The 12,992-nt window shown below is 30.8% G+C and carries 16 protein-coding genes; 1 reads left to right on the top strand and 15 read right to left on the bottom strand.

What is annotated here, in order from left to right:
- Nucleotides 1–10: 10 nt before the first annotated feature.
- The 13 genes from M3P09_RS13955 to M3P09_RS13895 all read right to left on the bottom strand — a co-directional run bounded on the left by M3P09_RS13955 (nt 11) and on the right by M3P09_RS13895 (nt 9,029).
- A complete protein-coding gene (locus M3P09_RS13955; RefSeq protein WP_249973608.1) occupies nt 11–1,315 on the bottom strand; it encodes a cryptochrome/photolyase family protein in 1,305 nt (434 codons plus the stop codon).
- Between the two features lie 2 nt (nt 1,316–1,317).
- Nucleotides 1,318–1,779: an SRPBCC family protein gene (locus tag M3P09_RS13950; protein WP_249973607.1), complete on the bottom strand. Its 462-nt coding sequence runs from the start codon at nt 1,777–1,779 to the stop codon at nt 1,318–1,320.
- Nucleotides 1,780–1,782: 3 nt separating this feature from the next.
- Nucleotides 1,783–2,244, bottom strand: coding sequence for a TspO/MBR family protein (locus tag M3P09_RS13945; protein WP_099564017.1), 462 nt, complete (start codon nt 2,242–2,244; stop codon nt 1,783–1,785).
- Nucleotides 2,231–2,407 carry a Lacal_2735 family protein gene (locus M3P09_RS13940; protein WP_143404101.1) on the bottom strand — a complete coding sequence of 59 codons (177 nt, stop codon included), beginning with the start codon at nt 2,405–2,407 and terminating at the stop codon, nt 2,231–2,233. The genes M3P09_RS13945 and M3P09_RS13940 overlap by 14 nt, the downstream gene beginning before the upstream one ends.
- A gap of 5 nt (nt 2,408–2,412) precedes the next feature.
- Entirely contained in the window at nt 2,413–2,949 is a 537-nt protein-coding gene (locus M3P09_RS13935) for a glutathione peroxidase (protein WP_249973606.1), read from the bottom strand.
- A 3-nt stretch (nt 2,950–2,952) separates the two neighbouring features.
- A complete protein-coding gene (locus tag M3P09_RS13930; protein ID WP_249973605.1) occupies nt 2,953–3,636 on the bottom strand; it encodes an SDR family NAD(P)-dependent oxidoreductase in 684 nt (227 codons plus the stop codon).
- Between the two features lie 19 nt (nt 3,637–3,655).
- Nucleotides 3,656–3,871, bottom strand: coding sequence for a hypothetical protein (locus M3P09_RS13925; RefSeq protein ID WP_099564020.1), 216 nt, complete (start codon nt 3,869–3,871; stop codon nt 3,656–3,658).
- Nucleotides 3,872–4,023: 152 nt separating this feature from the next.
- On the bottom strand, nt 4,024–4,248 hold the full coding sequence (locus M3P09_RS13920; RefSeq protein ID WP_249973604.1) for a hypothetical protein: 225 nt from the start codon (nt 4,246–4,248) through the stop codon (nt 4,024–4,026).
- A gap of 77 nt (nt 4,249–4,325) precedes the next feature.
- Nucleotides 4,326–4,781, bottom strand: a complete 456-nt coding sequence (locus M3P09_RS13915; protein WP_347709813.1) for a hypothetical protein — start codon at nt 4,779–4,781, stop codon at nt 4,326–4,328.
- Nucleotides 4,782–4,849: 68 nt separating this feature from the next.
- The gene (locus M3P09_RS13910; RefSeq protein ID WP_249973603.1) at nt 4,850–6,277 is read right to left on the bottom strand and encodes an SDR family oxidoreductase; all 1,428 of its coding nucleotides are present in this window, start codon (nt 6,275–6,277) and stop codon (nt 4,850–4,852) included.
- A gap of 24 nt (nt 6,278–6,301) precedes the next feature.
- Nucleotides 6,302–7,612: an ABC1 kinase family protein gene (locus M3P09_RS13905; RefSeq protein WP_249973602.1), complete on the bottom strand. Its 1,311-nt coding sequence runs from the start codon at nt 7,610–7,612 to the stop codon at nt 6,302–6,304.
- A gap of 6 nt (nt 7,613–7,618) precedes the next feature.
- Complete coding sequence (locus M3P09_RS13900) at nt 7,619–8,275, bottom strand: TetR family transcriptional regulator C-terminal domain-containing protein (RefSeq protein WP_249973601.1); 657 nt, start codon at nt 8,273–8,275, stop codon at nt 7,619–7,621.
- Nucleotides 8,276–8,372: 97 nt separating this feature from the next.
- Entirely contained in the window at nt 8,373–9,029 is a 657-nt protein-coding gene (locus M3P09_RS13895; protein WP_099564026.1) for an MIP/aquaporin family protein, read from the bottom strand.
- Nucleotides 9,030–9,242: 213 nt separating this feature from the next.
- Between M3P09_RS13895 and M3P09_RS13890 the strand changes: the two genes are divergently transcribed.
- Nucleotides 9,243–10,091: a DUF2911 domain-containing protein gene (locus tag M3P09_RS13890; RefSeq protein ID WP_249973600.1), complete on the top strand. Its 849-nt coding sequence runs from the start codon at nt 9,243–9,245 to the stop codon at nt 10,089–10,091.
- 69 nt (nt 10,092–10,160) lie between these two features.
- On the opposite strand, the gene M3P09_RS13885 is transcribed toward M3P09_RS13890, so the two are convergent.
- Both M3P09_RS13885 and M3P09_RS13880 read right to left on the bottom strand, forming a co-directional pair.
- Nucleotides 10,161–11,150, bottom strand: coding sequence for a Gfo/Idh/MocA family protein (locus M3P09_RS13885; protein ID WP_249973599.1), 990 nt, complete (start codon nt 11,148–11,150; stop codon nt 10,161–10,163).
- The gene (locus M3P09_RS13880) at nt 11,131–12,957 is read right to left on the bottom strand and encodes a sodium:solute symporter family protein (RefSeq protein WP_249973598.1); all 1,827 of its coding nucleotides are present in this window, start codon (nt 12,955–12,957) and stop codon (nt 11,131–11,133) included. The genes M3P09_RS13885 and M3P09_RS13880 overlap by 20 nt, the downstream gene beginning before the upstream one ends.
- Between the last annotated feature and the right edge of the window lie 35 nt (nt 12,958–12,992).

The following is a 12,992-nucleotide window of genomic DNA, read 5'->3' as shown; positions in this document are numbered from 1 at the left end:
GTTATCGTTTTTAGCTAAGAGCTTCTTTGTAAGTTTTTAAACAACGCTCTCTAGCAAATTTATGATCTACCATTGGAGTAGAGTAAGTAAGTTCTTGAAAATCAGGAACCCAATTTTTAATATATGCTAGGTTTTTATCAAACTTTTGAATTTGTGTAGTTGGGTTAAAAATTCTAAAATAGGGTGCGGCATCAACACCACATCCTGCAACCCATTGCCAGTTACCAATGTTACTTGCCATTTCGTAATCGTGAAGTTTTTCAGCAAAGTATGCTTCTCCCCAACGCCAATCTATAAGTAGATGCTTACATAGAAAACTGCCAACAAGCATGCGCACCCGGTTATGCATAAAACCGGTTGCATTAAGTTGTCTCATACCTGCATCAACTAAAGGGTAGCCCGTTTTTCCTTCACACCATATTTTAAATTCTTTTTCGTTATTGCGCCATTGTATGCGATCGTATTTTGGTTTAAAACTTTTATTCTCTGTATGCGGGAAATGCCATAAAATTTGCATAAAAAACTCACGCCAAATAAGTTCTTGCAAAAATATTTCATTCTTTTCTGCAATAGCTTTTTTAATCATTTTCCGTATACTTACTGTTCCAAAACGTAAATGTGGACCCAGACGAGATGTTGTATCTTTAGCAGGAAAATTTCTAGTGCTTTCATAATTTTGTACTAGAGTGGGGGTAACTGTGTATGAGATAATTTTTTGATTAGATTTTTTAAAACCAATATCCAGCAAACTTATGTTGGGTAACTTTTTGTTTTTTATTAGATTATTTAAGCAGGGATTAGAATGGTAAAAATTTAAATCATTCGACTTAAATTTTTCTTTCCAAGTTTTCATATAAGGAGTGTATACTAAATATGGGTTACCGTCTTTTTTTGTAACCTCGTCTTTTTCAAAAATAACTTGATCTTTATAAGTTTTAAATTCAATATTATTTTTAATTAAAAAAGACTTAATTTTTTCATCACGTTTTTTTGCGTACGGTTCATAATCATGATTTGTATACACCGTACTAATATTATATTCATTAATTAAATCTTTATATACATCTATTGGTTTGCCATAATAGATTGCTATACTACTATTGTTATCATTTTGCAATATATTGCGCATGCTTTGTAGCGTTTTATAAATAAATGTAACCCGAGCATCTTTTTTTTGTAGTCTATCCAGTATTTCTGAATCAAAAATGAATATGGGCAATACAGGGTGATCTCCTTTTAAGGCATGAAATAGACCAACATTATCATCTAATCTTAAGTCACGGCGAAACCAAAATATATTGACAGAATTTTTCATCTTTAATACTTGCCAAATAATTCTTCTAATTTTTTTGTTCTGTAATTAAAAATTTCTTCAAGTTTAGGCTTAACCAATACAGGGTGAACCAGTTGACCAAGCCAACCAAATGGAACTTTATAATCTATAATATCTTCTATTTCTACACCATTATTTATTGTCTTAATAAAATGTTTATGGTGCCATAAAGCATATGGGCCAAAGCGTTGCTCATCAACAAAGTATTGTTTGTCTACTACATGTGTTATTTCGGTTACCCATTTAGTTTTTAATCCTAAAATAGGTGTAACTATATATTGAATAATTTGTCCTGCATACATAGGTCTATCAGCTCCAGATAAAATATTAAACCCCATATAATCTGGCGTTATTGTTTTTAAATTTTTAGGATTGGATAGAAAGTTCCATGCATCATCTGCGGTTATAGGTAAGTTTTGTTTTTTATGTAAACGATAAATTTTCATGTATTAATTATGTATTAAAATGTACATGTTTAATGAAGTTGCAATACAAAGCCAAATAAAATAGGGTAGAATTAAAATACTTTTTAATTCCAAAACTTTTTTATAATCATAAAGAAATATACTTACAATAGCAGTTAAGAGCATAATAACAATAAGGCCTAATGTTATTAAGTGTTGATTAAAGAAAATATAATTCCAAATGACATTAAGGATAAACTGTACAGTAAATAAAAGAAAAACTTTTTTATCGAAATTTAATTTAAAAAGAAAAGCCATGTATATAGAAAAGCAAATCATAATTAAAGTCCAGGCTGCGCCAAATACCCATCCTGGAGGAGTCCAAGGAGCTTTGTTTAAGTTAATATACCAGTCTGTTTGTGGTCCATTATTCATTAATAAATTACCAATATATAGTGCACCAAAATTTACTATTAGAAAAAGAATAATATATTTAAGCAGCTTCATTTTTCATAGCGTTTATTTGTTCAGCAATCTTTTGTGCTTCTGCAAATTTTTGGTCACTTGCGGCTCTATTAACGGTTGAAAGGTCATGCCACTCTTGCATTAGTTTTTTAAATAAATTTTCTAATTTTTCTTTTTTTGTTTTCTTTTTAAACAGTCTGAACATAGCTTTTATTTTAAATGTTTTACAATTTTAGAGCTTAATGGGTTGGTGGAGGATAAATAGTAATTTACTAGATTACCGTCTGGATCAATCAAATATTTTTGAAAATTCCACTTAACTGAAGAATCTTTAACGTTGTTATTTATTTTGTTAGTTAACCAAGTATATAGCGGATGTTGGTGTTTGCCTTTAACATCAACCTTTCTTGTTATTGGAAAAGTGACTCCATAATTTATTTTACAAAAAGACATTATATTTTCTGCTTTACCAGGTTCTTGCCCTCCAAATTGATTACAAGGTACACCGAGCACCTGAATTTTGTTTTCAAATTGTTCATGCAAACTTTGAAGGTCTTTATATTGAGATGTAAATCCACATTTAGAAGCTACATTTACTATGAGTATATATTTTCCTTTATACTCAGATAAATCCATTTGAATACCATTAAGATTATCAATTTTAATATCATAAATGGTGTCAATATCCATTTTCTTTTCTGAAGATTTAGAACTTAAGGTGGCGAAAAATGTTTTTATAGGATTCATTGGCTAAATTTTAAAATTTACTATCCCACAATCCATTTCAAAAACTTGTCCTGATATAGAAGCCGCTTTATTTGATATTAAAAATTCTACCATATCTGCTACTTCCTCAGGTGATAAAAATTTTTTAAGCGGATGTCGCTCTGTAATGTTTTCTACCATTCTGTCGTTTCTCAGTAATTTAGAAGCTAATGGAGTATTTGTTACCGTAGGAGCTATGGCATTAATACGTAGTATCGGGGCTAATTCTGCTCCTAAAGATTTCACTAAACCTTCAACACCAGATTTTGCAACAGCAATACTAGCATGGTATGGCATTCCTAACTTTGTAGCTACACTACTAAATAACACAATAGCTGGTTTGCTTCCGTTTTTAAGAATAGGAAGGTACTTTTGAATAGCCTTTACCGCACCAAGTAAATTAATTTCAAAATCACTTTTAAAATCATTAATACTTAGTTTAGAAAAAGGTTTTAAATTAATGCTTCCAGGGCAGTAAATTAATGCATCGGCGGCATCAATATTTGGTAATTCATTTATAGTAATGTCGCATTTATGGTGGGTTAGATTGTTATGCGATATTTCTGGAATACTTCTGCTTATATTTATAACATTGCAGTACTTTATTAAGCTATTTATAATAGCTTTTCCAATGCCCTTACTACCTCCAACTATTATTATTGTTTTCATAGGTTTCAGGGCAATTTTTTTATGGCCTACCCTTCAGCCGTTTTTCAATTTTTTGTTTAATAACTGTTAAACGTTTCATTAAATCCATGATTTCAGGATCTTTATCTTTTTTATATATATCATTTAAACTTAGTATTAAGCTTTTAACTTCTCTAGAAGATTCGATACGCTCACTAGTTGTTTTAAAAGTGTGTTTGCGTTGTTCAAATTCTAAAGCCTTGTCAATAATCTCCATAATTTTTTTTAATCTTACTTTATTGTTATGTGAAGTGTCTAAAATTTTAGACAGTTGCGCAATATAATAAAATATAGCAGATTAACTATTTTTATTAGGATTTATTAGATAAAATTTAATATTTAATCTCAAGGAGTACTAATTTTTAATAGTTATACTCTTAAAGGAGCACCTTTTAGTCGCTTTTCAACTTTTCTTTTAATAATTGTTAAACGTTTCATAATGTCCATAATGCTTTGATCTTTTTTAGTCTTATAGATTTGATTTAAATCTAAGATTAGCGCTTTAGCTTCTCTTGAAATTTTTACACGATCGCTGGTTGAAAGAGATCTCATTTTTCTTTGTTCAAATTCTAATGCTCTGTTAATTAAATCCATAATACTAATTGTTTAAATAATTTTATTATTCTGTTTTGCATAATATTTTTATGTGCTGTTTTAATATTTAGTATTAATCAAAGCACTATATTTTGAAAATTGTATTGTTCGTCGTATTTTATTTTTTCGTTTAGCATTTTATTAAAAAAGCGTTTATTCTCTTTAAACGTTTTTGTGTTTTTAAAATGAATAAATTTTCCTTGCGCATGAATACTAGCTCCATTAGTTTTATACATTACCAGATGGTAGTAGGGTATAGCCCAAGTGAAATTTTTAAGCCCTTTATTTATAAAAATTAAGATACCATGCTTTCGTAATTCTATATTACCATAATTTATATCTGAAACTGTATTCATATATGTAATCAAATTTGGACTTACTTCACCAATTATCATACGTTTTGAGCCAACACCTTTCATTTTCAACGATTCTAAAAACGAAAAAGATTTACCAACCAAATCGTTTAAGATTTGTTTGTGCTTTTTACTATATTTTGTAGTGTTTAAAATCATTAAATCATCTTTATAACTCAAATATACAAAATGTTTAATATTAAACTAAAAAAGTTAAACAAAATAATTTATTGGGTTATAAGAATAATTTATCGTCCTTTGGTAAGTTTGTTAATCATACCATTAAAGATAAAACCATGAAATGGTAATACGCTGTACCAATATAGGCGCCCCCAAAGTCCACGGGGTCTAAAAGTGGCGGTTTGTTTAAGTAAGTCGTCTTCTATCTTAAACTCTAGCCATGCTTCTCCTGGTAATTTCATTTCGGCATACAACAAAAGTTTTTGCTGTGATTTATTTGCAAAAATAACACGCCAGAAGTCTAAGGCATCGCCTGCATATAGTTCTGTTGAGCTAGTGCGTCCTCTTCGCAAACCAATACCACCAAAAAGCTTATCAATATAGCCTCTAATTCGCCAAAGAAATGTACCGTAATACCATCCATTTTTCCCACCAATGCTCCAAATTTTTTCTACTGTGTTTTCTGAGTTTATAATGGGACGTTCTTTATAATCTTTATAACAACCAAATTTTGGAACGTTAATATATTTATGCAAATTATTGCGTAACCTACCACTGCTAACCATAGAATCTTTCCAACTAGATATAATACTGTTTTGTTCAATTTTTTCAAAAGCTAGTTCTACTGCTTCCTTATAGCTTAGTGGATTAACATCAAGAAGATCATTAATATTACTTGGTTTTCCTATAATTTGAACACCCATACTGTCTACTAATGAAGTCGCTAGTTTATATGATGTTGATGTAACAAAGTATAGCCAATAAGACGATAGCTTTGGAGTCATTACGGGAACAGTTATAATGCTGCGTTTAAGTTTACGTACTTCTGCAAATTGCATGAGCATCTCCTTGTAAGTAATTATTTCTGGACCAAAAACATCACATTTTATGTTGTAAAGTGCTTCATTGCCAGCTGCCTTAGTTAAATACGCTAATACATCTCTTACTGCAAGAGGTTGTGTTTTGGTGTTTAACCACTTTGGTGCAATCATAAATGGAAGTTTTTCCACTAGATCTCTTATAATTTCAAATGATGAGCTTCCTGAGCCAACTATAATACCAGATTTAAAGATAGTAAGCGCATATTTTTTTGAAGTTAATTGATGTTCTACATTTTTACGAGAACGTAAATGTTTTGAGAGTTTATCTTCGTTTGTAATGCCGCTTAAATATATAACCTGTTTAGCATTTGTAGTTTCAATGTAATCTTTAAAGTTTATTGCACAGCGTTCTTCTAATTGCTCAAAATCTTTTGATGAATTTGACATAGAGTGTATTAAGTAATATGCTACGTCAATTCTCTTTGGAATGTTTTTTAATGTTTCAGGTTTTAAAAAATCGGCTTCAATAACATAAACATTCTCATCTTCAGTATAACTTTTATCTGCTCTTAACCTATCTCGTACAACACAAATAACAGTGTGCCCTTCATTTAGTAAGAAGGGGATAAGTCGCTTGCCTATATAGCCTGTTGTTCCAGTAACGAGTATATTCATTTTTATACTATTATTAATAATGTATTACAACTTTAAATAATTATTGATTTTTATGTTTTGTGCTTTTAAATCAAACATTAAATTATAAAGACCAAAGAACGTTCTGTTTATATATATAAAGTGTTTAGAACCACGATTTCCATTCATTTTCTTTAAATCTGTACTTTTAGAATAGCGCTCACTTAATTCTGCAATTTTTCCGAAGAAATCAGCATTAGAGAAATCAAAACTTTCCTGATGAAACGGCTGTGTAAATAGGCTAAGCATTTCATGAAACATTTTAGTAAAAAACTCTAATTCTTCTTCTGAGTCATTTTCTTTTAGAATTTCAAGTTCATATAATTTTGAAGTAAAATACTCCACATTATCAACGTTTTCAGGCTTTGCAAGCTCAAAATAAGGTGTGTAAAACTCAATAGGAATGGACTTCATACATCCAAAATCTAAAGCAATTAATTCTCCTTCCTCAGAAATCAAAAAATTTCCTGGATGCGGGTCGGCATGTACTTTTTTTAAATTATGAATTTGATACATGTAAAAATCCCAAAGCGCTTGCCCTAATTTATTTGATTTTTTCTGATTGGTATTATGAGCAGTGAATTCCGAAAGATGCTCACCTTCCATATAATCCATAGTAATGATGCGCTCAGAAGATAAGTTTTTATAATATTTTGGAAATTTAAGATTAGCAATGTGATCGCAAGCATTTGAAATTTCTTTGCTTTGTTGCATTTCTAAAATGTAATTAGTTTCCTCTACAAGTTTGTGTTCTACTTCCTTAAAATATTTATCCGAATCTTTACCTTTAATATTAAACATATTGATTGCTATGGGTTTTACCATAGCTAAGTCTGAAGCTATACTTTCTGCAACTCCTGGATATTGGATTTTCACAGCAAGTTTTTTCCCATTCTTAGTTGCAATATGCACCTGACCGATGCTTGCAGCATTAACAGAAGTTGCGTTGAAAGTATTGAATAATTCATTAGGGTGTTTTCCAAAGTATTTTTTAAATGTTTTTATAACTAAAGGAGGAGATAACGGAGGTACAGAGAATTGTGCTAAAGAAAATTTTTCTACATAGGCCTGTGGTAAAATGCTTTTTTCCATACTTAACATTTGTGCCACTTTAAGAGCACTACCTTTGAGTTGTTTTAAACCATCATAAATGTCAGACGCATTGTTTTTGTTGAGGCGATTTTTAGCTTCTTCCTCGGTATTTACTAGTTTGTCTCCATAATATTTTAAATAGTTCACACCAACTTTAGCTCCAGTAGAAACTAGTTTTGTTGCTCTTTGAATTTTTGAAGTTGGTATGTTATCTATAGTTTTCATGCGATATTAATTCATTTGAAATTTTTCTTTAAACAAGAATTTACCTAAATCTATAACACTTTTTAGAGGAGCAATATCTATAACATCAAATGTGGTATTTACTGATTTTTCAATAAATATGTCTGTTTTTTCAAAGGATGTAGAAGTGTCTTCTATCCAAAATTTTATAGTAATTAATAATTGCAACCAAGCAGATTCCTTAAGTGCATTGCGTTGTATTTTCTCAATCTGCTCTTGACTTATATTAAGCATTTGAATATCCAATTCACTTATATATGCTGTGAAATTCTGCTTTAACCCAGATAAAATTTGTAACCCTTTAAGGTCTTTTTTGTATTTATCTAGAACATATATAACATAACTTCTATTTGCTGTAAGGTTTTCAAAGAAAGTGTAGTAAAAGCTTAATAATTTATTTCTCGCCTCAAAATTCTTGTAATCTTCACTTTTATTTAGGCTATTAATTGAATTAATAAAAAAGGTTGAGAAAATTTCTTTTTCGATGGCTGCAAAAGAAGAAAAGTGTTCATAAAATTTTGCTTCTTCAAAGTTATTCACTTTGGCAAATGCGAATACTGTTTTTGGATTGTGACTATTTTCTAGCACATAATCCATATAAAATGTTACGATATCGCTTTTTGAAACTAATTTTTTCTTTGCCATAATTTTTTATTTATGGTAAAGATACAAAATGTTTAATAAATATTAAAAAAAGTTAAACAAAATAAAATATAGTGCAATTAAAATCTATGTTGAAATGTTAGCAACACTGCTCATCTTTAACTAGTTTACAACTAGAAACTGCAGCAATAGCACCTAGAATTGGAGCAGCAATGTAAAGCCACAAATATTGAAAATTACCTGTAAAAATTGCAGGAGCAATAGAACGAATAGGATTCATAGAAGCTTTTGTCATTGGACCAGCAAACATAGCTTCCAATAAAATAACACCACCAACAGCTATGGCTGCCATAGTTCCAATTTCTTTACTTCCAGTAGAAACATTTATAATAACTACCATTAAAAAGAAAGTTAAAAGAAATTCTAAAATTGCAGCTTTATAAGGAGGAAAACCGGTAGCAGGTGTTGTTTCTCCTAAAAATTGGCTTTCGGGAAATAAAAACCATAAAATAAAACAGGCTAAAATAGCGCCAATGGCTTGTGCTACAATATATTTGGGAACTAAATTCCATGAAAACTTTTTAGCAAAAGCAAAACCAATAGTAACGGCAGGGTTAAAATGAGCCCCAGAAATTTCACCAAAAGCGTAAATCATAGCCATAACAATAAGTCCCCAAGTTGCAGCTACACCAACATGTGAAATACTTCCGTTTGTAATCTCATTAATTGTCATTGCACCGCAGCCACAGAATACCATAGCGAACGTGCCTAATGTTTCGGCGTAATATTTTTTCATACTGAACTTTTATTTGCGTTAAGGATTGAGGCTCTGTTGGAGCTACTCATAGAGAGCGACTGCCGAAAGCCAGACCCTTTTGGGTAACGCCCAAATTATAGGTGTAAATATACAACCTCTTATTTTAAGCTTTTGTTAACAGTAAAAGATTTTTTGTTCCTTAATTTTATACGATTATAAACAATTAATTGATTAACTAATAAAAAACTTAAAATGAAAAAACTACTATTAATTTTAATGGCATTTACAATGGCTTACTCGGTAAATGCACAGGTTGAAACACCACAACCTAGCCCGTTTACTAAGATTGAACAGAAAGTTGGATTAACTGATGTAACTTTAGAATACTCACGTCCTAATATGCGAGATCGTACTATTTTTGGAGATTTAGTGCCTTATGATAAATTGTGGAGAACAGGGGCAAATGCTAATACTAAAATCACGTTTTCTGATGATGTAGTTATAAATGGAACAACTTTAAAAGCTGGAGAATATGCTATTTTTGCTAAACCTGGAAAAACATCGTGGGAAGTTATTTTTTATTCAGATGCCAGTAATTGGGGTACACCAAGAAATTGGGATGATACTAAAGTTGCAGTAAAAACAACAGCAAAGGTTTATGAAATGCCAATGAAGATAGAAACTTTTACTATTGGTTTTGATGATCTTTCTAATAGTTCGGCAGTTATAGGTATGATATGGGAAAATGTTTATGTAGGTGTTAAATTTGAAGTGCCAACGGATGAGGCCGTAGTTGCAAGTATTAAGAAAGCAATGAATGGACCTGGTGCTAATGATTATTTTTCGGCAGCTGTTTATTATTTACAAGAAGGAAAGGATATTGCTAAAGCAAAAAAATGGATTGATAAAGCGGTAGACATGACTAAAGATAAACCACGTTTTTGGTATTTAAGACAACAGTCTTTAATTCATGCAAAAGCTGGTGATAAAGCTGGTGCAGTTAAAGCTGCAAAAGCTTCTTTAGCTGGTGCTGAAAAAGCTGGGAATGCTGATTATGTAAAAATGAATAAAGAATCGCTTGCTGAATGGGGAGCGATGTAAATTAAGACTTCTTAGATTATTAGAATTTCTAAAAAAGCGCAACTATTAAAAGTTGCGCTTTTTTATGATTTAGTAATTAAGGTTGATAATACGTCTAACATTATCAAGAGTTTGTATAAGCTGTTTGCTAAACTGAAACGTCATGATATCGCTTTCTGTTTTTTGCTCTCTAAGCAGGTTATTAAAATGAATGATTTCGTAATTGTAACCAATAGTATTGTAATTAAAATTGACAGTCTCCTCTTTTCCATCTAAAGATATTATTGTAACTGTAGTTGGGCAATGAAATTGAGTGTTAATTTTAATGGTCCCCTTTTCGCAATAAAAAATGGCTTCCGTAGGCGTGTTTTCTAAAAAAGAACTTTTTAAAAATGCTGTAACATCGTGATTATGATTAAATACCATTGTGCAGCTTGAATCTACTTCTGTTGCTTCAAATGTTGCTAAGGCTTTAATGTTTTTAGGTTTTCCTAAAGTAGATAAAGCCGTAAAAATAGGATAGATACCAATATCTAAAAGGCTACCACCACCTAAAGGTTTTTTCCAAACCCGAGATGTTTTGCTGTGATTAGATTTAAAACCAAAATCGGCTTCTAGCTTTTTTATATTACCATATGTTTTATTTTTTAATTCTTTTAAAACAAATTGGTAGTGTGGTAAAAAATATGTCCACAGCGCTTCCATAAGAAGCACGTTCTTTTCTTTGGCTTTAGCAATCATTACATCAACTTCCTCGCTATTCATAGCAAAAGGCTTTTCGCATAAAACAGCGATGCCTTGTTCCAAACATAAAAGCGTGTGTGTTTTATGAAATACATGAGGTGTTGCAATGTATACAGCGTCAATATTTGGGTCTTTCGCTAAGGCTTCGTAGTTGTTATAAGCTTTAGAGACATTATATTTTGAAGCAAATGCATTAGCGTTTTCTTGACTTCGTGAAGCAACTGCGTATAATTTGCAGTTTTCGACAGTTAACAAATCTTGAGCAAATTTATTTGCAATGTTACCTAAACCTATAATTCCCCAATTAATAATTTTATTATGCAATTTTTTTGTCATTTTTTGATAGTAATTGTAAAATGCAAGCGATGGCTATAACTAATACACAACCAACAAGATTAAGCCATAGATATGGAAGGTTTATAATGTTGTTCTCGTCAAGAAAGTATAAAGAAATAACAATTATTTGAGTTATAATTGCTGCAATAAAAACAGCGTTTCCTTTTATGAATTTAAAGAAAAAGGCTAATAAAAAAACACCTAAAACGTTACCATAAAAAATAGACCCAATAATATTTACTAACTGTATTAAATTTTCTGCAAGGTTAGCAAAACAAGCAATAATTATAGCAACAACGCCCCAAACGAGTGTGAATACTTTTGTCGCTTTTACCATGTGATTTTCATCTTTCTCTTCTTTAAGATTTCTACCATATAAATCTATAGAAGTTATGGTAGCTAAAGCATTTATCTCAGATGCGGTTGAAGACATAGCTGCTGAAAGTATTACAGCAAGTAATAAGCCAATAAGTCCTTTAGGAAGATGTTTAAGGATAAAAGTGATAAACATATAATCTCTATCATTGGTATTGGTATCTTTTGCAGATTCTTTATACCAATTCTTTATTTCTTCTTCCTTTTCTTTATAAAGGTCACTGTCTTTATTGCTCTTTAAAGTTAACAGCTCTTTGTTTAGCCTGTCATATTTATTGGCATAAGCGGTGTCAATCGCTCTTTTAATTAAATATTTTGACTCTAAACGATGTGTTTTCTCGACGCTATCTAATACAAATAATTCTTGACGTAAATTGTCATCATCATTTTTTGAGAGTTGTATGCTTAATGCTTTCTTTTCATTGAAAAGATTATTTTGTTTTTCTTGAAGACTTTGATATTGTTGCGAATATTCTGAAGCTAAGACTTTTTCGGTTGATGAATCAATAAAATTTAACGGAGCAGGATTAAATTGATAAAACACAAATACCATAACGCCAACCAATAAAATAAAGAATTGCATTGGCACTTTTAACAAGCCATTAAAAATTAAACCCATTTGCATTTCTTTCATTGACTTACCTGAGAGATAACGTTGTACTTGACTTTGATCGGTTCCAAAATAAGCAAGTGCAAGAAAAGTTCCACCAATTAAGCCAGTCCAAACTGTATATCTATTTTCTAAATCAAACGAGAAATCTAAAACCTCCATTCTCCCATTTGCACCAGCAATATCAAGAGCTTTTGTAAACGAAACATCATCTGGAATTAGGTTTAAAATTATAAACAAAGCGGCAAGCATACCAGCAAAAATGACAAACATTTGCTGCTTTTGCGTAACAGTAACGGCTTTGGTTCCGCCAGAAACGGTATAAATAATTACTAAAACACCAATAGAAATATTAAGATAAGTGATAGGCCACCCTAAAACTACAGATAAAATTATAGCAGGAGCAAAAATGGTAATTCCTGCTGCTAAACCACGTTGAATTAAAAACAAAATAGCCGTTAGACTTCTAGTTTTTAAGTCGAAGCGATTTTCTAAAAATTCATAAGCTGTATAAACTTTTAAGCGATGGTATAAAGGAATGAAAACTAAACATATAATTACCATAGCAATAGGCAATCCAAAGTAAAATTGCACAAACCCCATACCGTCTGAAAAAGCTTGCCCTGTAGTCGACAAAAACGTTATAGCACTGGCTTGAGTTGCCATTACAGACAAGCCAATGGTCCACCATTTTGTTGTATTACCACCTTTCACATAATCTTGTACACTTTTACTGCCTCTAGTTTTCCAGGTACCATAACCAACTATAGTAAGTAACGTAACTATTAAAACTACCCAATCAATCCAATTTAATGTCTGCATATTAAAAAATTTGCATGATTAGATAAAACACTAAA

This window comes from Jejuia spongiicola, assembly GCF_023502325.1.
Classification (GTDB): domain Bacteria; phylum Bacteroidota; class Bacteroidia; order Flavobacteriales; family Flavobacteriaceae; genus Wocania_A; species Wocania_A spongiicola.
This window is presented reverse-complemented; position numbering and strand designations above follow the sequence as displayed.